This window comes from Pseudomonas sp. R11-23-07 (genome assembly GCF_003852295.1).
Classification (GTDB): Bacteria; Pseudomonadota; Gammaproteobacteria; order Pseudomonadales; family Pseudomonadaceae; genus Aquipseudomonas.
On sequence record NZ_CP027761.1, the window covers coordinates 1,289,063 to 1,313,836 of the forward strand.

The window sequence follows — 24,774 nt, forward strand, 5'->3', positions numbered from 1 at the left end:
GCCCCCTCCCACAGTTTTGACCGCGTTGGGTCAGGTGTGCAGGCGTACCCAGACGCTTACCAGGACGGTTGCCGCCATCAACCAGGCCACTGCGGCCACGGCGAGCGACGCCTCCAACCGCATCCGATCCACCATCACATACAACGTCGCCAAGTACACAAAGTACGGAATGATCGACCACATCCCAAACACAATGGTGGTCTTCAGATCCTCGACCGAGCGGCCCTTGCCGACGATGTAGTGGGCAATCAGCGCGAAGGTCGGAAACAGCGGCACCAAGCCTGCGATGTAATAGTTTTTGGTCTTGGCCAGTGCGGCCAATATAAGCACCACCGCCGCGCCGAGGGCGGCTTTCAAGAATAGATCCATCAGTGACTCAACCCGTATTTTTTGACCTTGTCGAACAGCGTGGTCTTGGCCATCCCCAGTTCCTGGCTGGCCTGAGTCAGGTTGCCGCCGCTGCGTTGCAGGGCGTCAACGAGCAGGTTGCGTTCGAAGGCTTCCACCGCCTCGGTAAAGGCCAGGCCGTGGGTGCTGCCGCCCGTGCCGCTTTTCTTGAACGCGGGCAGGCCCAGGGCGAAGCGTTCGGCGACGTTGCGCAGTTCGCGTACGTTGCCCGGCCAGTCGTGGCTCATCAGGCTCGACAGAGTCTGGTTGTCCAGCTCCGGGGCGATGCGATCGAAGCGCAGTGAGGACTGCTGCAGGAAGTGTTCGAACAACTGCAGGATATCTTCACGGCGCTCGCGCAGTGGCGGCAGTTCCAGGGTGACCACATTGAGACGGTAGTACAGGTCGCTGCGGAACTGGCTGGCGCGGCTCAGTTCATCGAGGTCGGACTTGGTGGCGGCGATCACCCGGCAATCCACGGCCACGCTCTGGTTCGAACCCAGGCGTTCGAGGGTGCGCTCCTGCAGGACCCGCAGCAGTTTGATCTGCAGGTTGATCGGCATGCTTTCCACTTCATCGAGAAACAGCGTGCCCTCATGGGCGTGCTCGATCTTGCCGATGCGGCGCTTGCCGGCGCCGGTAAACGCGTTGGCTTCGTGGCCGAAGATCTCGCTTTCGAACAGGTTCTCCGGCAGCCCACCGCAGTTCAGGGCGACGAACTGGTGGGCGTGGCGCCGGCTGAAGTCATGCAGGCAGCGCGCGACCAGCTCCTTGCCGGTGCCGGTTTCGCCTTCGATCAGCACGTTGGCCGACGTGTCGGCAACGTTGGTGATCAGTTCGCGCAGGTTTTGCATCGCCGGCGAGCGCCCGATGATGCGGCCCTCCAACGAATCGCGCTCGGCCAGTTGGCGCCGCAGCGACCAGACTTCCCGCGCCAGCCCACGCTGTTCAAGGGCACGACGGGCGACGTCTACCAGGCGTTCGGGGGAGAAGGGTTTTTCCATGAAGTCGTAGGCGCCGTTGCGCATGGCGCCGACCGCCATGGAGATGTCGCCATGCCCGGTGATCAGCACCACCGGCAGGCTTTTATCCAGCGCCTTGAGGCGAGTGAGCAAGGCCAGGCCATCGATGCCCGGCAGGCGAATATCACTGATGACAATGCCGGCAAAATTCTCGCCGATATGGGTCAACGCTTCTTCGGCACTGCCCACGCCAACGCTGGGAATGTCTTCCAGCGCCAATGCCTGCTGGCAACCCAGCAGCACGTGAGGGTCATCTTCGACGATCAGGACGGTGAGGTCTTGGGGTTCAATATTCATGTCGACTCAACTTTTTCAGCGCCCGCCAGCGGCAGGTTCAGGACAAACGCGGTACCACCAGCGGCCGGATGTTCCACGGCTAGGCTGCCGCCGGTGGCCGCCGCAAGGCTTGCGGAGAGGGTCAGGCCCAGGCCCAGCCCTTGCTCGCCGGGCTTGGTGGTGAAGAAGGGCTCGAACAGGTGTTTGCGTGCCTCGGGGTCGATGCCGTGGCCATTGTCGCGCACCCGCAGGCGATATTTGCCCTCGGCGCTCTGGCCTTCCAGCCACAACTGCGGCGCCGGTTGCGCCTGCATCGCATCGAGGGCGTTGCCGATCAGGTTGACCAGGATCTGCTCCAGGCGCGTCTGATCGATCTGCAACTGGGCATGGGTGAAGTCACGGTGCACGGCCAGGGGCAGGTTGTCCAGGCGCGCGCCGAGTACCTGGAACGCGGCGTCCACCGCCTTGGCCAGGTTCGCTTCGCCCTGGTCGTCACCGCGCCGGGCGAACGAGCGCAGGCTGGCGGTGATGCGACCCATGCGATCGATCAGTTCGTTGATGGTCTTGAGGTTGGCGCTGGCGGTGTCCAGGGCCCCACGTTCGAGGAAGCGCACGGTGTTGCCGGACAGGGTGCGCAGCGCGGCCAGGGGTTGGTTCAATTCGTGGGCGATGCTGGTGGACATCTGGCCGATCGCTGCGAGTTTGCCGGCCTGCACCAGTTCGTCCTGGGCACGGCGCAAAGTCTCTTCGGCCTGGCGCCGTTCGCGGATCTGGCCTTTGAGGCGTTCATTGCTGGCGCGCAGGTCGGCGGTGCGTTCGGCAATCCGTCGTTCCAGCTGGCTGTTGGCTTCCTGCAAGGCCTCCCGTGCGGCGAGGCGGGTGGCGATGACCTTGCGCCGCTCGTTCCAGGCAATCAGCAAAAACGCGACCAAGCCAAACGCGACGGCGACCAGGATGCCCTGGTTGATCGCGGCGCGGCGTAGTTCATTCAGCGGGGTGAGCAGGGTGAAGTTCCACGGTGTGTCATTCAGTGGCCGGGTTTGCGCCAGGTAACTGACTTCTTGCTTGTCGTTGACCACTTCGCTGTTGGCCGGGAAGGTCAGCTTTTCGCTGCCTTCGTTCAGCCGCTCGCGGGCCAGGGGCTCCAGGGCGTCCAGTGTCGACCAGTAATATTGCAGGCTGTTAGCCAGCCGGTCCCTGGTGTCTTCGCTCAGGGGACGCACGGCCTTGAGGCGGCGGGCCGGGTCACTGGACAGGATGATGATGCCGTTTTCGTCGCTGACAAAAGCTTCGAGGCGCGCGCGTTGCCAGCGCTCTTCAAGCGCTTCCAGGCGGACCTTGACCACGGCGACGCCGATGATCTTGCCATGCTCTTCCAGGCCGTGGGCCAGGTAGTAGCCGGGTTCGCCGTTGGTGCTGCCGATGCCGTAGAAACGACCGGGCTGGCCGCGCACGGCGTTCTGGAAATAGGCGCGAAAGGACAGGTCTTCACCCTGGTAACTGTCGGCGTCGCGCCAGTTACTGGTGGCCAGCACTCGGCCGGTGGTATCCATCACGTAGATGGCGCGGCTGCGGCTGCGGCGGTTCAAGCCTTCGAGGTAATCGTTGACGGTCTTGCGGGTTTCCTGGTTGGGGTCAGCCAGGAGCAGGGAAACGCTGGATTCCAGCTCAAGCAGGCTGGGCAGGTAGGTGTATTTGCTCAGTTCGCTTTCGACGGTGCGAGCGTGCAACTCCAACTGGCGTTCGCCATTGTCGCTGAGGGTGCGGATGCCATAGTACTCACTGACCCAGAGGCCGATATAACCCAAGCCGATCATCAGGGCGATGATCAACGGCGGCAGGAACAGTTGACGTATCAGGCGAGGCTTCACGGCAAGTGATGGCGGCGCAGCGCGATAGGGGGTGGGGTCGCATTTCATCACAGATGCCTTGGGTCAACCAGCGCTGCCGGCCTGTGCGGTCAGTGTGGGAGGGGGCTTGCCCCCGATTGCAGTGTGTCAGTCGGTATATCTGTCGCTGATCTACCGCTATCGGGGGCAAGCCCCCTCCCACATTGGTCCGGTCTCTTCAGTGGATGCGCTGTAATACTTAGTGCTGCAGGATTTTCTCAAGGAAGTGCTGCGCACGTTCGGAGCGGGCGCTGATGTCGCCGAAGAACTCTTCTTTCGGGCAGTCTTCGATGATCTTGCCGGCGTCCATGAAGATTACGCGGTCGGCCACTTTGCGGGCGAAGCCCATTTCGTGGGTGACGCACATCATGGTCATGCCTTCGTGGGCCAACTGCACCATCACGTCGAGCACTTCGTTGACCATTTCCGGGTCCAGCGCCGAGGTCGGTTCGTCGAACAGCATGACGATCGGGTCCATGGCCAGGGCGCGGGCAATCGCCACGCGTTGTTGCTGGCCACCGGACAGTTGGCCTGGGTGCTTGTGGGCATGGGCCGACAGGCCGACGCGCTCAAGCAGTTGCAGGCCTTTCTTGGTGGCTTCTTCCTTGCTGCGGCCGAGCACCTTGATCTGCGCGATGGTCAGGTTCTCGGTGATGGTCAGGTGCGGGAACAGTTCGAAGTGCTGGAACACCATGCCCACGCGCGAGCGCAGTTTCGGCAGGTTGGTCTTCGGGTCGGCGATGGAAGTGCCATCGACGATCACGTCGCCCTTCTGGAACGGCTCCAGCGCATTCACGCACTTGATCAGGGTGGACTTGCCCGAGCCGGACGGCCCGCACACCACGATCACTTCGCCTTTTTTAACCTCGGTGCTGCAGTCGGTCAGCACCTGGAAGTCGCCATACCACTTGTTGATGTTCTTGATAGAGATCATACGGCAAACCTTTTTTGCAGACGCTTGACCAGCAGCGAGGCGGAAAAGCTGATGATGAAGTAGACGACACCGGCGAAGATCAGGAACTCATTGGAGCGGCCGATGATGTCGCCGTTGGAACGGGCAGAGTTGAGGAAGTCCACCAGGCCCACGGTGTAGACCAGCGACGTGTCCTGGAACAGGATGATGCTCTGCTGCAGCAGCAGCGGGGTCATCTTGCGAAACGCCTGGGGCAGGATGATCAGGCGCATGGTCTGGCCGTAGGTCATGCCCATCGCCTGCGCGGCGGCCATCTGGCCCTTGGCGATCGACTGCACGCCGGCCCGCACGATTTCGCAGAAGTACGCGGCTTCGAACATCATGAAGGCCACGACGCATGAGGTGAACGCGCCGATCGGCGTGTCTTCACCGGTGATCCAGCGCAGCACGAACGGCACCGCCAGGTAGAACCAGGTGATCACCAACAGCAGCGGGATCGAACGGAAGTAGTTCACATAGGCGCCGGCCACACGGGACAGCAGCTTGCTGGACGACAGGCGCATCAGCGCGAGGATCGTACCCAGGATGATGCCGCCGACCACGCCCATGACCATCAACTGCAGGGTCATGACCATGCCGTTCCACAGGCCCGGGATCGCGGGAATGATGCCGCTGAAATCGAAGTCCATTATTTACCCCCCACGGAGATCAGGCCGGGCACCGCGACTTTCTTCTCGACCACGCGCATCAGCAGCATCAGGCTCATGTTCAGGGTGAAGTAGATCAGCGTGGCCAGGGTGAAGGCTTCAAACAGGTTGGCCGAAAACTCGGCGGTCTGCTTGGTTTGCGCCAGCAGTTCCATCAGGCCGATCAAGGACGCCACGGAGGAGTTCTTGAACACGTTGAGGAATTCGGAGGTAAGCGGCGGAATGATGATGCGATAGGCCTGGGGCAGCAGCACGTTCCAGTAGATCTGCGGCAGCTTGAAGCCCATGGCGCGCGCGGCGGCTTCCTGGCCACGGGGCAGCGCCTGGATGCCGGTGCGCACTTGTTCACACACACGGGCGGCGGTGAACAGGCCCAGGCACACGACGACGCTCAGGTAGGCCGAGGTGGTCGGGTTCAAATCTTGTTTGTACCAGTCCTGCAGGTTCTGCGGCAGCAGATCGGGTATCAGGAAATACCAGATGAACAGCTGAACCAGCAGCGGCACGTTACGAAACAGTTCCACGTAGCAGGTCGCGATGCCCGATACGATGCGGTTTGGCACGGTGCGCATGACCCCCAGAATGGAGCCCAGCAGCAAGGCAATGATCCATGCCACGACAGCGATGGCGATGGTCCAGCCCAGGCCGGCGATGTACCAGTCGAGATAAGTCTCGCTGCCAACGCCGGTGGACTTGAAGAACACGCCCCAGTCCCAGTTGTAATTCATTAGGGTCTCCCCTCGAGATCGATCGATGTACAAGCACCCGCTTGGGACAGTCCGTTCCCTCCTGACGTTGAACGTCAGGCACACGCAATCGGCTCGAAAACCGCCAGGTCGAGTGTTCCAAGTTAAAGCCAGCAGGTAATTACAAACGCCTGAGGGAGTTTGGCTCCCTCAGGCGATAAGGTTAGCCAGGTTTTAGATCTTTACTTCCGGAGCCGGTTTGTCGCTCGGGTTCTTGATCAGTTCCTTGACCTTGTCGCTCATCGGGAAGTTGAGGTTCAGGCCTTTTGGTGGAATCGGGCTTTCAAACCACTTGGCGTAGATCTTGTTGATTTCGCCGGACTTGTACAGGCTGGCGATGGCGTCATCCACGGCTTTCTTGAAGTCCGGGTCGCCTTTGCGAACCATGCACGCGTAGGCTTCGAAGGACTGCGGAGTACCGGTGATCACCCAGTCATCCGGCTTCTTGGCCTTGGCTTCTTCGCCGGCCAGCAGGGCGTCGTCCATCATGAAGGCAACCGCGCGGCCGCTTTCGAGCATCTGGAAGGATTCGCCGTGGTCTTTGGCGGAGATGACGTTCATGCCCATCTGCTTGTCGGCGTTCATCGCCTTGATGATGCGCTCGGACGTGGTGCCGGCGGTGGTCACGACGTTCTTGCCTTTCAGGTCGGCAAAGTCAACGTAGGACGGTTTGCCATCCTTGTCTTTCTTGACCAGCAGACGGGTGCCGATTTCGAAGATGTTGGTGGTGAAGTCAACTTGCTGGGCGCGTTCGGCGTTGTTGGTGGTGGAGCCGCATTCCAGGTCCGCGGTGCCGTTCTGGATCAGCGGAATACGGGTCTGCGACGTCACCAGGTTGTATTTGACCTTCAGATCGGGCTTGTTCAGGTCTTTTTTCAGGGCTTCAACGACGGCCAGTTGAATGTCATGGGAATAGCCCACGGGTTTGCCCGAGCCATCCGCAATGTAGGAAAACGGGATAGAGCTGTCGCGGTGAGCGAGAGTGATAGTGCCGGAGTCGTTGATTTTCTTCAGCGTGCCGGTGAGTTCGGCGGCGAAAACTGGAGTGCTGATCAGAGCGGCAGCGATAGCTGCGCCCAGGATATGGGGAACGATGCGCATCAATACTTCCTCGACATTTGTTTTTCTTATAAAGCCAGCTAAACGGCTCTCTTGTACAGCGAATGCCTTGACGGCTGCTGAGGCGTCTCAGGCAATCGTCAGGAAGTGTAGAGCATGAGTCGTGCCATACCCGAAACAAAAGCTTAACTTGATGATTTATATGAGTATTAAATTTTCATGACGGCAACGGTTCAGGGATCGGGTACGGCAAACCGAATGAGGGGAGGTGTTGTGTTCGGAAAACCGAATGCCCAGCCCGGCTACTGTAGGAGCGAGGCGGGCGGCCAGCCCTTGCTCGCGAAAAACGCAAAAACGCCGCGTTTATTCCGGATAAACGCGGCGCTCTCAGGTTTTTCGCGAGCAAGCTCGCTCCTACAGTGGGGGGGAGCGGTCAGGCGGCTTCGGTCTTGCTGCGGTTCTGTTCAACCTTGGACAGGTAGCGTTGCAGGTTGTCCTGCTCTGCTGCAGTGGTGAACAGGCCCAGCTTGGTGCGGCGCCACAGCACGTCCTGAGGCTGGGTTACCCATTCTTCGGCGCACAGGTAATCGACTTCGCGGGTGTAAAGGCCACCGCCCAGGTGCTCACCCAGATCAGCCAGGGTTTGCACACCTTCCAGCAGGCGCCAGGTGCGGCTGCCGTAGGTGGTCGACCAGCGACGGGCGATCTCGCTCGGCACCCAGTCGAACTTGCTGCGAATGGCCTCGGCCAGGGCTTCTGGCGTGGTCATGTCTTCGCCGCCCGGCAGACTGGCCTTGGCGGTCCAGCTTGGGCGCATCTGGGTGAAGTACGGCGCCAGTTGCGCCATGGCCGATTCGGCGAGCTTGCGGTAAGTCGTCAGCTTGCCGCCGAACACCGACAGGATCGGCGCCTCGCCGCTGCCGCCGGACAGCGACAGGGTGTAGTCGCGGGTAATGGCCGACGGGTTGTCCGATTCGTCGTTGCACAGCGGGCGCACGCCCGAATAGGTGTGGACGATATCGTCACGACTCAGCTGTTTCTTGAAGTGTGCGTTGACCACCTTGAGCATGTAGTCGGTTTCGCCTTCGGTGATCGTAACTTTCGCCGGATCACCGGTGTATTCGCGGTCGGTGGTGCCGATGATGGTCAGGTGATTGAGGTACGGAATCGTGAAGACGATGCGCTGGTCTTCGTTCTGCAGAATGTGCGCATGTGCACCTTCGTAGAGTTTCGGCACGATCAGGTGGCTGCCCTGGATCAGGCGAATGCCGTAAGGCGAATCCAGCTTCAGGTCGTCCTTAATGAACTTGGCGACCCACGGGCCGGCGGCGTTCACCAGCGCCCGGGCGCGGATCGAGAACAGGCTGCCATCGGCGCGTTCCATGTTCATTTCCCACAAGCCGTTGCTGCGGTGGGCACTGACGCAACGGGTCTGGGTGTGGATATGGGCGCCTTTCTCGCGCGCGGCCATCGCGTTGAGCACCACGAGGCGGGCGTCGTCGACCCAGCAGTCGGAATATTCGAAGCCTTTGGTGATTTCGCTTTTCAGCGGGCTGTCGGCACCGAACTTGAGGCTTTTCGAACCGGCCAGCTTCTCGCGCTTGCCCAGGTGGTCATACAGGAACAGGCCGGCACGAATCATCCAGGCCGGACGCAGGTGCGGACGGTGCGGCAACACAAAGCGCATCTGCTTGACGATGTGCGGGGCCTTCTCCAGCAGCACTTCACGCTCGGCCAGGGCTTCGCGTACCAGGCGGAACTCGTAATGTTCCAGGTAGCGCAAGCCACCGTGGATCAGCTTGCTGCTGGCAGAAGACGTGTGGCTGGCCAGGTCGTCCTTTTCGCAAAGGAATACCGACAAACCGCGCCCGGCTGCGTCTGCTGCAATGCCAACGCCATTGATCCCGCCGCCGATTACGGCAACGTCATAGACTTCGGCAAGCGGTGGTGCAGGCAAGGTAGAAGGGTTCATCGGCTGGCCTCGCGATCTTTTCGTATTGGAATTCGAACATTAATGTTCATTTGCGAAAATGGTAGCTGATAAATGCGCGCGCTGCCAGCCAACTTCGATTGAAAAAACTCATCGAAGGGTAGGGAAAGGAAAATTTGTGAACTGATAGTTCCCACGCTCCGCGTGGGAATTGAGCCCATGACGCTCTGCGTCACAGCGGACGCGGAGCGTCCTGCGGTGCATTCCCACGCGGAGCGTGGGAACGAGAAGTCAGACGACTTCCAAACGAACCTTATGCTGATTCAACAACTGCACCAACGCCGGCACCGGCTGCTGATCAGTCACCAGGCAGTCCACCAGACTGATCGGCCCCAGGCGGATCATGGCGTTGCGCCCGAACTTGCTGGAGTCCGCGGCCAGAATCACTTGTCGCGCATTGGCGATGATCGCCTGGGAAACCCGCACTTCCTGATAGTCAAAATCCAGCAGGCTGCCATCCTCATCGATGCCACTGATACCCACCAACGCAAAGTCGACCTTGAACTGATTGATGAAATCAACACTGGCCTGGCCTACCACGCCGCCGTCACGACGCACATTGCCGCCGGTCAGCAACACATCGAAGTCGTCCTTGGCACTGAGCATGGTGGCGACGTTGAGGTTGTTGGTGATGATTTTCAGGTGATGGTGATTGAGCAGCGCACGGGCGATGGATTCGGTGGTGGTGCCGATATTGATGAACAATGAGGCGTGATCGGGGATCTGCGCCGCGATGGCTTCGCCGATACGCTGTTTTTCATCGCGCATCTGGTCGGCACGCATGGCGTACGCGGTGTTCTCGACACTGGAGTCATAGGCTGCGCCGCCGTGGTAGCGGCGCAGCAGATTGGCGTCCGCCAGCTGGTTGATATCGCGGCGGATGGTTTGCGGGGTGACAACGAACAACTGCGCCATTTCCTCGATACTGACGTAGCCGCGTTCGCGGACCAGTTCGAGGATTTGTTGTTGGCGGGGAGGCAGATTCATGGGGCGTCCTTTGGGCTGCCATACAAAAGTGGCCCATGATGACGCAGGAATCCGCTCCCTGCCAGTTACAACCGGTGTAGATCCGGCGCTTGGCTTATTCGGCGCCTTCGTGCGGCTCCCAGTCGCGGGTGCGGCTGACTGCTTTTTGCCAGCCTGCGTAGAGTTTCTCTTTAGCCGCTTCATCGAGCTGTGGTTCGAATTCGCGCTCGATCACCGCCTTGCCGCGCAATTCGTCGAGGCTGCCCCAGAAGCCACAGGCCAGGCCTGCCAGGTAAGCAGCGCCGAGGGCGGTGGTTTCGCGCATTTGCGGACGCTCGACCTGGGTACCGAGGATATCGGCCTGGAATTGCATCAGGAAGTTGTTGGCGACTGCGCCGCCGTCCACACGCAGGGCTTTGAGGCGTTCGCCCGAGTCCTGTTGCATGGCGTCGAGCACGTCACGGGTCTGGTAGGCAATCGACTCCAGGGCTGCACGAATAATGTGATCCACGCGTACGCCACGGGTCAGGCCGAACAATGCGCCACGGGCATACGGGTCCCAGTACGGCGCGCCCAGGCCGGTGAAGGCCGGGACCAGGTAAACGCCGTTGCTGTCCTTGACCTTGCCGGCAAAGTATTCGGTGTCGTGGGCGTCGTTGATGATTTTCAACTCGTCACGCAACCACTGCACGGTGGATCCGCCGTTGAAGACTGCGCCTTCCAGTGCGTAGGCCACTTCGCCGCGCGGGCCGCAAGCGATGGTGGTGAGCATGCCATGCTTGGATTTCACCGCTTTGTCGCCGGTGTTCATCAGCAGGAAGCAGCCGGTGCCATAGGTGTTTTTGGCCTGGCCGGGCTCGACGCACATCTGGCCGAACAGCGCGGCTTGCTGGTCGCCAGCAATGCCGCCGATGGCGATGCCACTTTTGGTGCGGCCGTAGATCTCGGACGAAGATTTAACTTCCGGCAGCATTTCCCGTGGAACGTCCAGAATCTCCAGCATCTTCGCATCCCATTCCAGGGTGTGGATGTTGAAGAGCATGGTGCGCGAAGCATTGGTGTAGTCGGTGACGTGGGTCTTGCCGCCGGTAAATTTCCAGATCAGCCAGCTGTCGATGGTGCCGAACAGCAACTCGCCGTTGCGCGCACGCTCGCGGCTGCCTTCGACGTTGTCGAGAATCCACTTGAGTTTGGTACCGGAGAAGTAGGGGTCGGTGACCAGGCCCGTGGTGTCGCTGATGTATTGCTCGTGGCCGTCGCGCTTGAGCTGCTGGCAGATCTCGGTACTGCGGCGGCACTGCCAGACGATGGCGTTGTAGATCGGGCGGCCGGTGACCTTGTCCCATACCACGGTGGTTTCGCGCTGGTTGGTGATGCCGATGGCGGCGACCTGGTCGTGGTGCAGGCCAGCCTGGGCCAGCGCCTCAACCATCACCGCGCTCTGGGTGGCGAAGATTTCCATCGGGTCATGCTCGACCCAACCTGCCTGCGGGTAATGCTGGACGAACTCGCGCTGGGCGGTGCACACCACGTTGGCGTCACGATCGAAGATGATCGCGCGGGAACTGGTGGTGCCCTGATCGAGGGCAATGATGTAGTTCTTATTCTGAAGGTCGGTCATGTCAATTGCCTTGGACGAAATAAGGAAGTCAGAAATCAGCCGGGGTCACGAAGGGCAGGGACCCTGGCTGGCGCTTTCAGGAAATACGGGTGTTGCCGTTGACAGCCGTGTCAGTTGTTTCAGCTATAGCAGGTGCGGCGCTCGGCAGGTGACGGGCAATCAGCCCGCGATACGCTGCAGCGCCGAGGCATGCGCCCACAATTGGTGCGAAAATCGGTACCAGGAAGTAAGGAATATCGCGACCGCCAGTAAAGGCCATTTCACCCCAGCCGGCGAAAAAGGTCATCAGCTTGGGCCCGAAATCCCGCGCCGGGTTCATCGCAAAGCCGGTCAGCGGGCCCATCGCACTGCCAATCACGGCGATCAACAGGCCGATCAGCAGCGGCGCCAGCGGGCCACGGGGCAGGCCATTGTTGTCGTCCGTCAGGGCCATGATCACACCCATCAGGATCGCGGTGATGACCATTTCCACCAGGAACGCCTGGGCCGTGCTGAGCAATGCATGGGGGTAGGTGGAGAACACCGAGGCCAACTCCAGGCTGGCCTGGGAGCCACGCACCATGTGGTGGGTTTGTTCGTAATCGAAAAACAGATTGCTGTAGAGCGTGTACACCAGCGCGGCGGAGCAGAAGGCGCCGGCGATTTGGGCGAGGATGTAGAACGGCAGTTTGCGTTTTTCGAAATCGGCGAAAATACACAGAGCGATACTCACCGCCGGATTGAGGTGAGCCCCGGAAATACCGGCACTCAGGTAGATCGCCATGCTCACGCCGACCCCCCAGATAATGCTGATTTCCCACAAGCCAAAGCTCGCACCCGCGACCTTGAGCGCAGCGACGCAGCCGGTACCGAAGAAGATCAGCAGCGCAGTGCCGAGGAATTCGGCCATGCATTGGCTCGAAAGTGAAGGCTGTTGAAGAGCAGTTGTCATGGAAAACCTCAGTTGTTGTTCTTGTCTGGCGCAGGCCTCAACGGGCCGTTGCGCGATTTTCACCGTGACGAGGATCCCCATCCTGTGTCACGGCTTACTGCTCGAGTACCGAGGGCTATTCCTACAGTATTCGGAAACGAAAAAATATAGACAAGAATGACCGCTGTCAAAGGTCGAAAGTGAACTGCCAGTCACTTTCGAACTATAGGTTTGATGAATGATCACGCTCATCACATTAAATAGGGTTGGCGGATAGGGCGGACTAGAGCGTTTTGTGCGGGGTTGGCCTAGAATCGAGTCTCAGTTTTCTAAGCCCGGAGAGGTCATGACCCCCGCATTGGATTTGTTGAAAAAAGTTCGCGCCGAACATCGCATCCATAGTTATGAGCACGATCCCAAGGCGGCTTCGTATGGCCTGGAGGCCGCAGAGAAATTGGCTCTCGACCCGGCGCAGGTGTTCAAGACCTTGCTTGCCAGCAGTGAGAAGGGCGAATTGTTGGTGGCGGTGGTGCCGGTCGTCGGAAGTCTGGATCTGAAAGCCCTGGCTCACGCGGCGGGCGTCAAGAAAGTCGAAATGGCCGACCCGGCGGCGGCGCAGCGCTCCACCGGGTATCTATTGGGCGGCATCAGCCCTTTGGGGCAAAAGAAGCGCTTGCGCACGTTCATCGATGTGACGGCGCAGCCGTTTGCGACGATTTTTGTCAGTGCCGGCCGGAGAGGGTTGGAAGTAGAGTTGCCAGCCAGGGTGTTGGCTGAGCATACCCAGGCCATCTTCGCGCCGATTGGCCGGGCCTGATTTAAACCCTGCGCAGGTCCGAATGTGGGAGGGGCTTGCCCCCGATGGCGGTGGGCCAGCTAGAGATAAGCTGACTGACCCACCGCTATCGGGAGCAAGCCCCCTCCCACATTTGATCCGGTTTCGACAGCTGGATGCTTATGCCTGGAACAGGACTAGGTGCTCTGCGGCCACTCGAATGCCCACATCCGTGCCCATCTGCTGATCGACGTGGCTGGGGAAAATCGATTCCAGCTGCGCGCCCGTCGGCAGTTGCAGACGGTACAGCGTTGACGCACCGAGGAAGGTCTTGCCAACAATCCGCGCTTTGAGTGCACTGTCCGGCGCATAGACGATGTCATCCGGGCGCAGCAGCACCTTCACCGCGCCACCGGTGGGCCAGGTATAAGCACGGTTGCCACGCAGCTCGCCCAGCTCAGTGCTGACGGACTCAGGCGAGCTCAATTGACCCTGGATGAAATAGCCCTGGCCGATAAAGCTGGCCACATACGGCGTCTGCGGTTCGTGGTAGAGGTTGTAGGGCGTGTCCCACTGCTCAAGACGGCCCTCCTTGAACACGCCCACGTGATCGCTTACGGCGAAGGCTTCTTCCTGGTCATGGGTGACCAGGATCGCGCTGGTGCCGCGCGCCTTGAGAATGTCGCGCACTTCATGGCTGAGCTTGCGCCGTAGTTCGCCATCCAGGTTGGAAAAGGGTTCGTCCAGCAGCAGTAGCTGCGGCTCCGGCGCCAGGGCGCGGGCGAGGGCGACACGTTGCTGCTGGCCACCGGAAAGCTCGTGGGGGAAGCGTTTGCCCAGGTCTTTGAGGTTGACCAGTTCCAGCAATTCGGCCACCACGCGATCTTTATGTGGGTGCTTGCGGATGCCGAAGGCGATGTTGTCGGCCACGCTCAGATGAGGAAACAGCGCGTAGTCCTGGAACACCATGCCGATACGACGTTTCTCCGGTGCCAGCGTGAAGCCGGCACTGGAGATCACTTCGCCCGCCAGGCTGATTTCGCCTTCGTGCACCGGCTCGAACCCCGCAATTGCACGCAGGGTGGTGGTCTTGCCGCAACCCGAGGAGCCCAGCAGGCAGCCGATGTCGCCAGCGTTGAGGTGCAGATTGAGGTTCTGCACCACCCGTTGATCTTGATAGCCGCATGCCAGATTGCGCAGGTTCAGCAGTAATGGCTGGCTCATGCGTGGTGGTACGACGGCGGGACGAGAAATTCGAGCAGGGCCTTTTGCGCATGCAGACGGTTTTCGGCCTGGTCCCAGGCGACCGAGCGTGGGTCGTCGAGCAGGTCGAGGCTGATTTCTTCGCCACGGTGGGCAGGCAGGCAGTGCATGAACAGCGCGTCCGGCGCGGCCAGGTCGAGCAGGGCACGGGTCACCTGGAACGGCGCGAACAGGGCCAGGCGCTTGGCGGTTTCGTCTTCCTGGCCCATGGAGGTCCAGACGTCGGTGCTGACCAGATGGGCGCCGACCACCGCGTCTTTCGGATCGCGCAGCAGTTGCACGCGACCATCGGCCTTGGCCAGGAACTCGGCGCTGGGTTCGTAACCCTCGGGGCAGGCGATACGCAGGTGGAAGTCGAACTGGATCGCGGCTTCTATATAGCTGTTGCACATATTATTGCCGTCGCCGATCCAGGCCACGGTCTTGCCCTGGATCGAGCCGCGGTGCTCGAGGAAGGTTTGCATGTCGGCCAGCAACTGGCACGGATGCAGGTCATCGGACAGGCCGTTGATCACCGGCACGCGCGAGTTGGCGGCAAATTCGGTCAAGGTGCTGTGGGCGAAGGTGCGGATCATCACGGCGTCGAGCATGCGCGACATCACGATGGCGCAATCGCTGATCGGCTCGCCACGGCCCAATTGGGTATCGCGCGGCGACAGGAAGATCGCCTGGCCGCCCAGTTGGATCATGCCGGCTTCGAAGGACAAGCGGGTGCGGGTCGAGGACTTCTCGAAAATCATCCCGAGCACGCGGTTTTTCAGAGGCTCGAACAGTACACCGCGGTTACGCAGGTCTTTAAGCTCAATGCCTCGACGGATCACGCTGACCAGCTCTTCGGGCGTGCAATCCATCAGGGAGAGAAAGTGCCTTGCGCTCATCATTAACTACCTTTTGCAACAGACCGCAGATACTCAAAGCCTTGTTTATTGTGACAACGGGCGAGACCTGCGGCGAAAGCCGCACGGGGCGACGAAATAGGGGAAGGCGCGATATTGACATTAAATGTCGCGTCTTACCAATAGGGCTACGGTTTTTAAGGGTGTTCAAGCAGGGCGCCGAAGCGCTTTTGAAGACGATTTCCTGACAGCAGCGGCCCATTTGTACACTGGCGCCGAGACCTTTTGCAATGCGCAGGGGCGGCTCCGGGCCTGGTTTTAGCGGTTTCAGGCGCGTGCGGGGAGGTTTCCGAAACATTTGCTCACTCTTGGCCCTGCTTTGGCCTATGGCTGCCGATTCACCGCGCGAACGTTGCTGGCGCACCGAGCGGTCGCGGCCCATAGTTGAACAAAGCCCTTATAAAAGAGACTGGCCATGACCAAGACTCTCCATCACCGTGCCTGCCACCTATGCGAAGCGATCTGCGGCCTCACCCTGGAAACCAGCCAAGGCGACGACGGCAGCCTGGCGATCACCTCGATCAAGGGCGACCCGCTGGACACCTTCAGTCGGGGGCACATCTGCCCGAAAGCGGTGGCGTTGCAGGATATCCAGAATGACCCGGACCGCCTGCGCCAGCCTATGTTGCGGGTGGGTAATGAATGGCAGCCAATCCCGTGGGAAGACGCCTTTGCGCTGGTAGCCGAACGCCTCGCGGGCATTCAGGCCCGGCACGGGCAGAATGCGGTGGCGGTGTATCAGGGCAACCCCAGCGTGCATAATTACGGGCTGATGACCCACAGCAACTACTTTCTCGGCCTGTTGAAAACGCGTAACCGGTACTCCGCGACGTCGGTAGACCAACTGCCCCACCACCTCTCCAGCCACCTGATGTACGGCCATGGCTTGTTGCTGCCGATTCCGGACATCGATCACACCGACTTCATGTTGATCCTGGGCGCCAATCCTCTTGCCTCCAACGGCAGCATCATGACCGTGCCCGACGTGGAGAAGCGCCTCAAGGCCATTCAGGCCCGAGGCGGCAAAGTGGTGGTGGTCGACCCTCGCCGCAGCGAGACGGCGGCGATTGCCGATCAGCACCTGTTCGTGCGTCCTGGCGGTGACGCGGCCTTATTGTTCGGGCTGCTCAACACCCTGTTCGCCGAGGGCTTGACCCGCGACAGCCATTTACCGGTTGAGGGTTTGGAGACCGTGCGCCAAGCGATCGCCGGGTTTACCGCCGAGGCCATGAGCCACCAGTGTGCGGTGCCTGCCGAGCAGATCCGCCAACTGGCGCGGGACTTCGCGGCGGCGGATAAAGCGGTGTGCTACGGCCGCATGGGCGTCTCCACCCAGGCGTTCGGCACGCTGTGTCATTGGCTGGTGCAACTGATCAACCTGGTGACCGGCAATCTGGATCGGGTAGGCGGCGCCTTGTGCACCACGCCAGCGGTGGATTTGGTGGCCTCGACCGGCGGCGGGTATTTCAATCGCTGGCAGAGCCGCGTGTCCGGGCGGCCCGAGTACGGGGGAGAGCTGCCGGTGTCTGCCCTGGCCGAAGAAATGCTCACCGAAGGCGAAGGGCAAATCCGTGCCCTGGTGACGGTGGCCGGCAACCCGGTATTGTCAACGCCCAACGGCCGGCAGCTGGAGCAGGCGCTGGATGGGTTGGAGTTCATGGTCAGTATCGACCTCTACATCAACGAGACCACGCGTTATGCCGATCTGATCCTGCCGTCCACGTCGGCACTGGAGAATGATCACTACGACACCACCTTCAATATGTTCGCGGTACGCAACGTCACGCGCTTCAATCGCGCGATCCTGCCCAAGCCTGAAGGAGCGCTGCACGACTGGGAAATCTTCGTCGGCCTGGCCAAGGCGTTTGCGGCCCACACCGGCGTGGTGCTCAAGCCGACGATGCCACCCGCGCAGATGATCGACTTCGGATTGCGCGCCGGGACTTACGGGGATGCATCGGCGCGCAAGCTGTCGGTGGCGATGCTGACAGATCATCCCCATGGTGTGGACCTGGGGCCGCTCCAGCCAAACCTGGCCGAGCGGCTGAAAACCGCCGATGGCAAGGTGCAGGCGGCGCCGCTAGTGATCCTGGCGGACCTGGCGCGTTTTGCGGCGCAACCGGTGCCCGTGGCTGACGAACTGCTGCTGATTGGCCGTCGCCATGTGCGCAGTAATAATTCCTGGATGCATAACTATCATCGGCTGGTGAAGGGTAAGCCGCGCCATCAACTGCTGATGCATCCTGATGACCTGGCCAGTCGGCAATTGAACGACGGTCAGCGGGTGCGGGTCAGTTCGCGCATCGGCATGGTCGAAGTCGAGGTGGTCGCCAGCACGGACATGATGCCTGGCGTAGTCAGCCTGCCGCATGGCTGGGGGCACGGGCGCCCGGGTGTGCAGATGAGCATCGCCAGCGGCCAGCCGGGGGCAAGTGCGAATGATTTGACCGATGAGCGGCAGTTGGACGAGCTCTCCGGCAACGCGGCGCTCAATGGCGTGCCCGTGAAAGTTGCAGCGGCGTGAGGCTGGCTGTCGGCGCGCCCGAGCATCCTGCAGGTTTTTTGCGTTACAATGCGCCACCGTGCCGACCCGTGAGTCGCAAAGTTCCTGCAGAGGTGTTCCATGGATATCATCGAAACGATCAAAGAGCAGATTGCCAACAACACCATTCTGCTTTACATGAAAGGCGCGCCAAACGCTCCCCAGTGCGGTTTCTCCGCGAAAGCGTCCCAGGCCATCATGGCGTGTGGCGAGAAGTTCGCTTACGTGGATATCCTGCAGAACCCGGAAATTCGCGCCAACCTGCCTAAATACGCCAACTGGCCGACTTTCCCGCAGTTGTGGGTGGCCGGTGAACTGGTTGGCGGTAGCGACATCATCACTGAGATGGCAGCTGATGGCTCGTTGCAAGCGCTGATCAAAGATGCAGCGGAAAAAGCGGCAGCCAAGACTGAAGCTTGATGCTTTGGTAAAAGGCCGCGCAATAAAAAGCCCCGCCTCTCGTAAGAGGGCGGGGCTTTTTTTGGCTTCTCTGTAGGAGCGAGCTTGCTCGCGAAGCACTTAAGGCCCCCGCGTTTATCCAGAATGAACGCGTTGCCTGGGCGTTTTTCGCGAGCAAGCTCGCTCCTACAGTAAAACAAGAACTACGGGGGTTATTCGCCCATCTGCGATTGCAGGTAGTTCTCCAGGCTGACTTTGTCGATCAGGTCCAGTTGGGTTTCCAGCCAGTCGATGTGTTCTTCCTGGTCTTCAAGGATATCCTCGAGCAATTCGCGGCTGCCGTAGTCGCCAGTGGCTTCGCAGTGAGCGATGGCGGCCTTGAGGTCGCTGTGGCTCTTGCGTTCAAAACCCAGGTCGCTGCTGATCATTTCCTGGGTATGCTCGCCGATATTCAGCTTGCCCAGGTCCTGTACATTCGGCAGGCCTTCGAGGAACAGGATGCGTTTGATCAGCGCATCGGCGTCCTTCATGGCCTTGATCGATTCCTTGTATTCGCGTTTGCCCAGCTTTTCCAGGCCCCAATCGTCATACATGCGGGCATGCAGAAAGTACTGATTGATCGCGACCAGTTCATTGGCAAGGATTTTGTTGAGTTGCTGGATGACTGTGATGTCGCCTTTCATGACTGGGGTCCTGCCCTGTAATCGCTGTGTAGGGGCAGAGTTTGAGCGGCGAAAATCCTGGTGTCAAACCTAAGTTATTGAATAATAAATGAAAATTAATCGGAATAAGAATGTTTGTGTTCCGCGTCTTGACGCTAACTAATTGAATTGCAGGCATAAAAAAACCGGACACGGAGTCCGGTTCTTTAAAACACGCCTATTTAAGCGTGTGTAAATTCTGCTGAGTAGGGCACGCCAGCCTGGGCTGTCTGCAACTGCGTGAGGGTTTCCCGTACCACTTGCTTGGCGAGGCATGCGCATTTACCGCACTGGCTGGCAACGCCGGTGGTTTCGCGCACTTCCTTGTAGCTGCAGCAACCTTCATAGATTGCTTCGCGGATTTGTCCGTCGGTGACGCCAGTACAGAGGCACACATACATAAGGGAGAACCGTCGCGGGTTTAGGGCTTGAGTGCGATGGATCTTAATGTTAACGAGAATGATTGTCAAAGTAGTTTCATCAACGATCGCACGCACATTGCCTGCGCGCTGACGAACGGTTTTTTCGGTGTATGATGGTCAGTCTTTACGAAGCGTGACCGCGTCACAGGTTTGTCGCTGAGACAAGGCAGACTCGACGCTGGTCCTGTTACTTCAATCGTCACCCCTTCATCAGGAGATATCCAATGAGCGTACTCGTCGGCAAACAAGCCCCGGATTTCGACGTACCCGCTGTTCTCGGCAATGGCGAAATCGTAGACAGCTTCAAACTGTCTGAAGCCATCAAAGGCAAATACGGCCTGGTGTTCTTCTACCCGCTGGACTTCACCTTCGTCTGCCCATCCGAGCTGATCGCGCTGGATCACCGCATGGACGATTTCAAGGCGCGCAATGTTGAAGTGGTCGCCGTTTCCATCGACTCCCACTTCACTCACAACGCCTGGCGCAACACCGCCATCAATGATGGCGGCATCGGCAAAGTCCAATACACCATGGCAGCCGATATGAAGCACGATATCGCCAAGGCCTACGACGTTGAATCCGAAGGCGGCGTGGCATTCCGTGGCGCGTTCCTGATCGACGACAAGGGCGTTGTGCGCTCGCAGATCATCAACGACCTGCCGCTGGGCCGTAACATGGAAGAGCTGATCCGTCTGGTCGACGCTCTGCAATTCCACGAAGAGCACGGTGAAGTCTGCCCTGCCAACTGGAAAAAAGGCGACAAAGGCATGACCGCTTCCACCGAAGGTGTTGCGGCTTACCTGACCGAGAACGCTGGCAAGCTGTAAGCCAGATTCAAGGTAGAAAAAAACCGGCCTGGAAAGGCCGGTTTTTTTATGCGCGCGATTCAACCTCAGTCGTTGAAATCTTCCCAGCCGCCCATCTGTTTCCAGCGATTGACGATGCCACAGAACAGCTCGGCGGTCTTCTCGGTGTCGTAGCGGGCCGAATGGGCTTCGCGACCGTCGAAATCGATACCGGCGGCCTGGCAGGCTTTTGCCAGTACGGTCTGACCATAGGCCAGGCCGGCGAGCGTAGCGGTGTCGAAGCTGGAGAATGGATGAAACGGGTTACGTTTCATGTCCAGGCGCGCCACGGCGGCGTTCAGGAAGCCCAGATCGAAACTGCTGTTGTGCCCGACCAGGATCGCGCGTTTGCAGCCATTGGCCTTCAGCGCCTTGCGTACGCCACGGAAGATGTCGGTCAGCGCCGCTTCTTCACTCACAGCCATGCGCAAGGGGTGATCGAGCTTGATCCCGGTGAACTCCAGGGCTGCCGCTTCGATGTTGGCCCCTACAAACGGCTCGACGCGGAAGAAGTGGGTGTGTTCCGGGTACACGAAGCCTTGCTCGTCCATGCCGATGGTGGTCGCGGCAATTTCCAGCAAGGCATCGGTGGCGCAATTGAAGCCGCCGGTTTCTACGTCGACAACGACAGGCAGGTAGCCACGGAAACGTTCGGCCATCGGGTGGCGCGAACCGCCTCCACCGGCGTGTTCCTGGTCGTCATCGTAATGGTTTTCACTCACTTGCTTTCCTCCAGCAGGCGCCAGCGCAGTGTTTCACCGGCGCGCAGCGGGATAACGGTCAACTCGCCAAAGGGCAGGCTGGCAGGGGCGGTCCAGTCTTCACGAACCAGGGTAATGCGGTCGGTATTCGCCGGCAGGCCATAGAAGCGCGGGCCATTGAGGCTGGCGAAGCCTTCGAGCTTGTCCAGGGCGTTGCGTTGTTCGAACGCTTCCGCGTACAGCTCGATAGCGGCAAACGCGGTGTAGCATCCTGCGCAACCGCAGGCGGCTTCCTTGGCGTGCTGCGCGTGGGGCGCGGAGTCGGTGCCGAGGAAGAACTTCGGGCTGCCGCTGGTGGCGGCATCCAGCAAAGCCACCTGATGGGTGTTGCGCTTGAGGATCGGCAAGCAGTAGAAATGCGGCCGAATCCCGCCCACCAGCATGTGGTTGCGGTTGTACAACAGGTGATGTGCGGTGATGGTCGCGCCGACGTTGGCCGAAGCCTCGGTGACGAACTGCACGGCCTCTGCGGTGGTGATGTGTTCGAACACCACCTTGAGCGTCGGAAACAGCTCGACCACGCGGCGCATGTGCTCGTCGATGAAGATCTTCTCGCGATCGAACACGTCGACATCGCCACGGGTGACTTCACCGTGGATCAACAGCGGCATGCCAACCTCAGCCATGGCTTCGATGGCCGGCAGGATCTTGTCGATGCTGGTGACGCCGGAATCGGAGTTGGTGGTCGCGCCCGCCGGGTACAACTTGGCGGCGTAAACGTAACCGCTGGCCTTGGCCTCACGAATTTCTTCAGGCTGGGTGCGGTCGGTAAGGTAGAGCACCATCAGCGGTTCGAAGCGGCTGCCGGCCGGGCGCACAGCGAGGATTCGCTGGCGATAGGCATCGGCTTCGGCCGCGTTACGCACCGGGGGTACCAGGTTAGGCATGATGATGGCACGGCCAAACGTGCGCGCTACATCGGCCACGGTTTGGGGCAACGCAGCACCATCGCGAAGATGAATATGCCAGTCGTCGGGACGCAGCAGGGTCAGGCGGTCGGACATTGGGGATTCCAGGCGGGTCAATCTGGAGGGAATGCTACCGGAAAAGACTCGTGCAGGCACTCGCTATCAAGTTTTGCAGGATGCGACCGATAGCTCTGGGTATGCCTTAACGATGTATGACGCTTTGAAGTGTTGTAGAAACCAGTGGAGCCTCCCGTGCGCCAGCATTATCTAGCCCTGCTCAGTGTGTTCGCCAGCCTGCCCGCGATGGCCCTCACGTTCCAGACACGTCTGGAGAATATTGAGTGGAAGGTGGAGGGCGATCAGTTCGAGTGCCGACTGACCCAGCCGATCACCGATTTCGGCTCGGGTGAGTTCGTGCGCCGGGCGGGTGAGCAGGCGACATTTCGTCTGAAAGCCTTTAACGGTTCGCTTGGTGCCGGCTCTGCCACGTTACTGGCCGCCGCCGCGCCCTGGCAACCGGGCCGCGGCGATATCAACCTCGGTGCGGTACGCGTCGGCAGTGGTGATGTGCTGTTTAACAGCTCTCAGGCCCAGGCCGGGCGGCTGTTTACCGGCTTGCTCGAAGGACGCAGCCCGACCGTGCGACATTACGGTCGCGAGGGTGGTTACTCGGAGATTCGCCTGCTGCCGGTGAAATTCAACAAGGCCTACACCGACTATCAGCTGTGTACTACCAAGCTGTTGCCGATGAATTACGATCAGGTCAAGCAGACGGAAGTCGGCTTCCCCGGTGGTGGCATCGAGCTGGATGCCGCGGCCAAGAAGAAGCTGTCGGTGATTGTCGCGTTCATGAAGGCCGACCCCACCGTCAACCATATCGAGTTGAACGGCCATTCGGATAACAGCGGCAACCGCTTGACCAACCGCGATGTCTCGCGACGCCGCGCCTTGGCGGTGATGGACTACTTCAAGGCCAATGGCATCCAGGAGTCGCAGATCACCCTGCGCTTCCACGGCGAAAGCTACCCCTTGGCGCCCAACACCAATGCCGCCAACCGCGCCCGCAACCGTCGGGTCAACGTGCAGCTCGAGCGCGTAGCGGCGCCCGAGAAGCCGGCACCCCAGGCCGCCGCACCCAGCAACCCCGCCGCCACCTCATAACGTGCGACCATCGGTCGCGCGTTCGACATAATCTGTCGCTTTATCTTCATTTGCTGTCGCGCCCCTGTAATTTCACGGTTTTGATCGGTAGAATCGTCGCCTTTCCGTACAACCCCGTGGAGTGATGGCATGGCCGACGTAAACAAGGTCGTTCTCGCGTATTCCGGCGGCCTGGACACTTCGGTGATCCTCAAGTGGCTGCAGGATACTTATAACTGTGAAGTGGTGACCTTCACCGCTGACCTGGGTCAGGGCGAAGAGGTCGAACCTGCACGCGCCAAGGCGCAAGCCATGGGCGTGAAAGAGATCTACATTGACGACCTGCGCGAAGAGTTCGTCCGCGATTTTGTCTACCCGATGTTTCGCGCCAATACTGTCTACGAAGGCGAGTACCTGCTCGGTACCTCCATCGCCCGTCCGCTGATCGCCAAGCGCCTGATCGAAATCGCCAACGAAACCGGCGCAGATGCCATTTCCCATGGCGCCACCGGCAAGGGCAACGACCAGGTGCGTTTCGAACTGGGTGCCTACGCCCTCAAGCCTGGCGTGAAAGTGATCGCGCCTTGGCGTGAATGGGACCTGCTGTCCCGTGAAAAGCTGATGGATTACGCTGAAAAGCACGCGATCCCGATCGAGCGTCACGGCAAGAAGAAGTCCCCGTACTCGATGGATGCCAACCTGTTGCACATCTCCTATGAAGGCGGCGTGCTGGAAGACACCTGGACCGAGCACGAAGAAGACATGTGGAAATGGACCGTCTCCCCGGAGAACGCTCCAGACAAGCCGCAATATCTGGAACTGACCTACCGCAACGGCGACATCGTCGCGCTGGATGGTGTCGAGATGACCCCAGCCACCGTACTGGCAACCTTGAACCGTATCGGTGGTGAACACGGTATCGGCCGTCTCGACATCGTCGAGAACCGTTACGTGGGTATGAAGTCCCGCGGCTGCTATGAAACACCGGGTGGCACTATCATGCTGCGCGCTCACCGCGCCATCGAGTCCATTACCCTGGACCGTGAAGTGGCCCACCTCAAAGATGAGCTGATGCCCAAGTACGCCAGTCTGATTTACACCGGTTACTGGTGGAGCCCTGAGCGTCTGATGCTGCAGCAGATGATCGACGCCTCCCAGGCTCATGTGAACGGTGTCGTGCGCCTGAAGCTGTACAAGGGCAATGTGATCGTGACCGGTCGCAAGTCTGATGAGTCATTGTTCGACGCCAACATCGCTACCTTCGAGGAGGATGGCGGTGCCTACAATCAGGCAGATGCCGCGGGCTTCATCAAGTTGAACGCCTTGCGCATGCGCATCGCGGCCAACAAAGGCCGCAAGTTGTTCTGACTGTTTCGCTTGTCCTGAAAAGGCCCCTTATGCAAGGGGCTTTTTTTTGTCCTGAATATACCCATACGGGCATTAATTGAGGTGCGACGTTTACAAACGTTTAGTGTTTGTTTAAGGGATCTGCTTAAAAACCATACAGATGTTTTTTAATTTCAGCATTTTACTTCTCCAAGGAAAGGTTTTTTACATCTGAATAGGAACTATGTCTTACAGAATTTTCACTCATGTAGGAGCAATTGAGATGTAATTTATGGAATTTTCTGTAGGA

Annotated in this window: 23 protein-coding genes; 6 read left to right on the plus strand and 17 right to left on the minus strand. The window is 59.8% G+C overall.

The window, feature by feature from the left end; genetic code table 11:
* Nucleotides 1-30: 30 nt before the first annotated feature.
* From C4J84_RS05650 to C4J84_RS05700, 11 genes are all read right to left on the minus strand, one after another.
* Complete coding sequence (locus C4J84_RS05650) at nucleotides 31-369, minus strand: GlpM family protein (protein WP_124361500.1); 339 nt, start codon at nucleotides 367-369, stop codon at nucleotides 31-33.
* Nucleotides 369-1,706 (minus strand): sigma-54 dependent transcriptional regulator, encoded by a 1,338-nt coding sequence (locus C4J84_RS05655; RefSeq protein WP_124369807.1) that lies wholly within the window; start codon nucleotides 1,704-1,706, stop codon nucleotides 369-371. Before C4J84_RS05655 ends, C4J84_RS05650 begins: the two co-directional genes overlap by 1 nt.
* Complete coding sequence (locus C4J84_RS05660) at nucleotides 1,703-3,604, minus strand: sensor histidine kinase (RefSeq protein WP_124435057.1); 1,902 nt, start codon at nucleotides 3,602-3,604, stop codon at nucleotides 1,703-1,705. The genes C4J84_RS05655 and C4J84_RS05660 overlap by 4 nt, the downstream gene beginning before the upstream one ends.
* 169 nt (nucleotides 3,605-3,773) lie before the next feature.
* The gene (locus tag C4J84_RS05665) at nucleotides 3,774-4,508 is read right to left on the minus strand and encodes an amino acid ABC transporter ATP-binding protein (RefSeq protein ID WP_124361503.1); all 735 of its coding nucleotides are present in this window, start codon (nucleotides 4,506-4,508) and stop codon (nucleotides 3,774-3,776) included.
* Nucleotides 4,505-5,176 carry an amino acid ABC transporter permease gene (locus C4J84_RS05670; protein ID WP_124403238.1) on the minus strand — a complete coding sequence of 224 codons (672 nt, stop codon included), beginning with the start codon at nucleotides 5,174-5,176 and terminating at the stop codon, nucleotides 4,505-4,507. Before C4J84_RS05670 ends, C4J84_RS05665 begins: the two co-directional genes overlap by 4 nt.
* The gene (locus C4J84_RS05675; protein WP_010564125.1) at nucleotides 5,176-5,922 is read right to left on the minus strand and encodes an amino acid ABC transporter permease; all 747 of its coding nucleotides are present in this window, start codon (nucleotides 5,920-5,922) and stop codon (nucleotides 5,176-5,178) included. The genes C4J84_RS05670 and C4J84_RS05675 overlap by 1 nt, the downstream gene beginning before the upstream one ends.
* A 192-nt stretch (nucleotides 5,923-6,114) precedes the next feature.
* Nucleotides 6,115-7,041, minus strand: a complete 927-nt coding sequence (locus tag C4J84_RS05680) for a glutamate/aspartate ABC transporter substrate-binding protein (RefSeq protein ID WP_124369809.1) — start codon at nucleotides 7,039-7,041, stop codon at nucleotides 6,115-6,117.
* Nucleotides 7,042-7,432: 391 nt separating this feature from the next.
* Nucleotides 7,433-8,971 carry a glycerol-3-phosphate dehydrogenase gene (glpD, locus tag C4J84_RS05685; protein WP_124369810.1) on the minus strand — a complete coding sequence of 513 codons (1,539 nt, stop codon included), beginning with the start codon at nucleotides 8,969-8,971 and terminating at the stop codon, nucleotides 7,433-7,435.
* A 249-nt stretch (nucleotides 8,972-9,220) separates the two neighbouring features.
* A complete protein-coding gene (locus C4J84_RS05690) occupies nucleotides 9,221-9,976 on the minus strand; it encodes a DeoR/GlpR family transcriptional regulator (RefSeq protein WP_124361506.1) in 756 nt (251 codons plus the stop codon).
* A gap of 94 nt (nucleotides 9,977-10,070) precedes the next feature.
* A complete protein-coding gene (gene glpK / locus C4J84_RS05695) occupies nucleotides 10,071-11,576 on the minus strand; it encodes a glycerol kinase GlpK (protein WP_124361507.1) in 1,506 nt (501 codons plus the stop codon).
* 76 nt (nucleotides 11,577-11,652) lie between these two features.
* Nucleotides 11,653-12,507: an MIP/aquaporin family protein gene (locus C4J84_RS05700; protein WP_124361508.1), complete on the minus strand. Its 855-nt coding sequence runs from the start codon at nucleotides 12,505-12,507 to the stop codon at nucleotides 11,653-11,655.
* A gap of 325 nt (nucleotides 12,508-12,832) precedes the next feature.
* Here C4J84_RS05700 and ybaK point away from each other — a divergent pair, with 325 nt between their 5' ends.
* Nucleotides 12,833-13,303, plus strand: coding sequence for a Cys-tRNA(Pro) deacylase (gene ybaK, locus C4J84_RS05705; RefSeq protein ID WP_124406407.1), 471 nt, complete (start codon nucleotides 12,833-12,835; stop codon nucleotides 13,301-13,303).
* A 138-nt stretch (nucleotides 13,304-13,441) separates the two neighbouring features.
* Here the strand turns inward: ybaK and C4J84_RS05710 are convergent, their stop codons facing one another.
* On the minus strand, nucleotides 13,442-14,485 hold the full coding sequence (locus C4J84_RS05710; RefSeq protein WP_124406408.1) for an ABC transporter ATP-binding protein: 1,044 nt from the start codon (nucleotides 14,483-14,485) through the stop codon (nucleotides 13,442-13,444).
* Nucleotides 14,482-15,402: an ornithine carbamoyltransferase gene (argF, locus tag C4J84_RS05715; RefSeq protein WP_124366008.1), complete on the minus strand. Its 921-nt coding sequence runs from the start codon at nucleotides 15,400-15,402 to the stop codon at nucleotides 14,482-14,484. Before argF ends, C4J84_RS05710 begins: the two co-directional genes overlap by 4 nt.
* 433 nt (nucleotides 15,403-15,835) lie before the next feature.
* Here argF and C4J84_RS05725 point away from each other — a divergent pair, with 433 nt between their 5' ends.
* Together C4J84_RS05725 and grxD are read left to right on the plus strand one after the other, a co-directional pair.
* Complete coding sequence (locus tag C4J84_RS05725; RefSeq protein ID WP_124435058.1) at nucleotides 15,836-17,944, plus strand: molybdopterin oxidoreductase family protein; 2,109 nt, start codon at nucleotides 15,836-15,838, stop codon at nucleotides 17,942-17,944.
* Between the two features lie 99 nt (nucleotides 17,945-18,043).
* Nucleotides 18,044-18,382: a Grx4 family monothiol glutaredoxin gene (gene grxD / locus C4J84_RS05730; protein ID WP_110624405.1), complete on the plus strand. Its 339-nt coding sequence runs from the start codon at nucleotides 18,044-18,046 to the stop codon at nucleotides 18,380-18,382.
* A 191-nt stretch (nucleotides 18,383-18,573) separates the two neighbouring features.
* Here the strand turns inward: grxD and bfr are convergent, their stop codons facing one another.
* Together bfr and C4J84_RS05740 are read right to left on the minus strand one after the other, a co-directional pair.
* Nucleotides 18,574-19,044 carry a bacterioferritin gene (gene bfr, locus C4J84_RS05735; RefSeq protein ID WP_124435059.1) on the minus strand — a complete coding sequence of 157 codons (471 nt, stop codon included), beginning with the start codon at nucleotides 19,042-19,044 and terminating at the stop codon, nucleotides 18,574-18,576.
* 200 nt (nucleotides 19,045-19,244) lie between these two features.
* On the minus strand, nucleotides 19,245-19,463 hold the full coding sequence (locus C4J84_RS05740; RefSeq protein ID WP_124365113.1) for a bacterioferritin-associated ferredoxin: 219 nt from the start codon (nucleotides 19,461-19,463) through the stop codon (nucleotides 19,245-19,247).
* A gap of 245 nt (nucleotides 19,464-19,708) precedes the next feature.
* On the opposite strand from C4J84_RS05740, the gene C4J84_RS05745 reads away from it, so the two are divergent.
* Nucleotides 19,709-20,311 carry a peroxiredoxin gene (locus C4J84_RS05745; RefSeq protein WP_124361514.1) on the plus strand — a complete coding sequence of 201 codons (603 nt, stop codon included), beginning with the start codon at nucleotides 19,709-19,711 and terminating at the stop codon, nucleotides 20,309-20,311.
* A gap of 65 nt (nucleotides 20,312-20,376) precedes the next feature.
* Here the strand turns inward: C4J84_RS05745 and rnt are convergent, their stop codons facing one another.
* A complete protein-coding gene (gene rnt / locus C4J84_RS05750) occupies nucleotides 20,377-21,051 on the minus strand; it encodes a ribonuclease T (protein ID WP_124435060.1) in 675 nt (224 codons plus the stop codon).
* A complete protein-coding gene (gene pyrC / locus C4J84_RS05755; protein WP_124361516.1) occupies nucleotides 21,048-22,094 on the minus strand; it encodes a dihydroorotase in 1,047 nt (348 codons plus the stop codon). Before pyrC ends, rnt begins: the two co-directional genes overlap by 4 nt.
* Before the next feature lie 156 nt (nucleotides 22,095-22,250).
* On the opposite strand from pyrC, the gene C4J84_RS05760 reads away from it, so the two are divergent.
* A complete protein-coding gene (locus C4J84_RS05760; RefSeq protein ID WP_124369816.1) occupies nucleotides 22,251-23,159 on the plus strand; it encodes an OmpA family protein in 909 nt (302 codons plus the stop codon).
* A gap of 129 nt (nucleotides 23,160-23,288) precedes the next feature.
* A complete protein-coding gene (locus tag C4J84_RS05765) occupies nucleotides 23,289-24,506 on the plus strand; it encodes an argininosuccinate synthase (protein ID WP_065886002.1) in 1,218 nt (405 codons plus the stop codon).
* Nucleotides 24,507-24,774: the final 268 nt, after the last annotated feature.

What these genes read in the sequence shown, in the direction of transcription:
- C4J84_RS05650 (WP_124361500.1), bottom strand. Translation starts at nt 369, where the DNA reads ATGGATCTATTCTTGAAAGCCGCCCTCGGCGCGGCGGTGGTGCTTATA.
- C4J84_RS05655 (WP_124369807.1), bottom strand. Translation starts at nt 1,706, where the DNA reads ATGAATATTGAACCCCAAGACCTCACCGTCCTGATCGTCGAAGATGAC.
- C4J84_RS05660 (WP_124435057.1), bottom strand. Translation starts at nt 3,604, where the DNA reads ATGAAATGCGACCCCACCCCCTATCGCGCTGCGCCGCCATCACTTGCC.
- C4J84_RS05665 (WP_124361503.1), bottom strand. Translation starts at nt 4,508, where the DNA reads ATGATCTCTATCAAGAACATCAACAAGTGGTATGGCGACTTCCAGGTG.
- C4J84_RS05670 (WP_124403238.1), bottom strand. Translation starts at nt 5,176, where the DNA reads ATGGACTTCGATTTCAGCGGCATCATTCCCGCGATCCCGGGCCTGTGG.
- C4J84_RS05675 (WP_010564125.1), bottom strand. Translation starts at nt 5,922, where the DNA reads ATGAATTACAACTGGGACTGGGGCGTGTTCTTCAAGTCCACCGGCGTT.
- C4J84_RS05680 (WP_124369809.1), bottom strand. Translation starts at nt 7,041, where the DNA reads ATGCGCATCGTTCCCCATATCCTGGGCGCAGCTATCGCTGCCGCTCTG.
- glpD (WP_124369810.1), bottom strand. Translation starts at nt 8,971, where the DNA reads ATGAACCCTTCTACCTTGCCTGCACCACCGCTTGCCGAAGTCTATGAC.
- C4J84_RS05690 (WP_124361506.1), bottom strand. Translation starts at nt 9,976, where the DNA reads ATGAATCTGCCTCCCCGCCAACAACAAATCCTCGAACTGGTCCGCGAA.
- glpK (WP_124361507.1), bottom strand. Translation starts at nt 11,576, where the DNA reads ATGACCGACCTTCAGAATAAGAACTACATCATTGCCCTCGATCAGGGC.
- C4J84_RS05700 (WP_124361508.1), bottom strand. Translation starts at nt 12,507, where the DNA reads ATGACAACTGCTCTTCAACAGCCTTCACTTTCGAGCCAATGCATGGCC.
- ybaK (WP_124406407.1), top strand. Translation starts at nt 12,833, where the DNA reads ATGACCCCCGCATTGGATTTGTTGAAAAAAGTTCGCGCCGAACATCGC.
- C4J84_RS05710 (WP_124406408.1), bottom strand. Translation starts at nt 14,485, where the DNA reads ATGAGCCAGCCATTACTGCTGAACCTGCGCAATCTGGCATGCGGCTAT.
- argF (WP_124366008.1), bottom strand. Translation starts at nt 15,402, where the DNA reads ATGAGCGCAAGGCACTTTCTCTCCCTGATGGATTGCACGCCCGAAGAG.
- C4J84_RS05725 (WP_124435058.1), top strand. Translation starts at nt 15,836, where the DNA reads ATGACCAAGACTCTCCATCACCGTGCCTGCCACCTATGCGAAGCGATC.
- grxD (WP_110624405.1), top strand. Translation starts at nt 18,044, where the DNA reads ATGGATATCATCGAAACGATCAAAGAGCAGATTGCCAACAACACCATT.
- bfr (WP_124435059.1), bottom strand. Translation starts at nt 19,044, where the DNA reads ATGAAAGGCGACATCACAGTCATCCAGCAACTCAACAAAATCCTTGCC.
- C4J84_RS05740 (WP_124365113.1), bottom strand. Translation starts at nt 19,463, where the DNA reads ATGTATGTGTGCCTCTGTACTGGCGTCACCGACGGACAAATCCGCGAA.
- C4J84_RS05745 (WP_124361514.1), top strand. Translation starts at nt 19,709, where the DNA reads ATGAGCGTACTCGTCGGCAAACAAGCCCCGGATTTCGACGTACCCGCT.
- pyrC (WP_124361516.1), bottom strand. Translation starts at nt 22,094, where the DNA reads ATGTCCGACCGCCTGACCCTGCTGCGTCCCGACGACTGGCATATTCAT.
- C4J84_RS05765 (WP_065886002.1), top strand. Translation starts at nt 23,289, where the DNA reads ATGGCCGACGTAAACAAGGTCGTTCTCGCGTATTCCGGCGGCCTGGAC.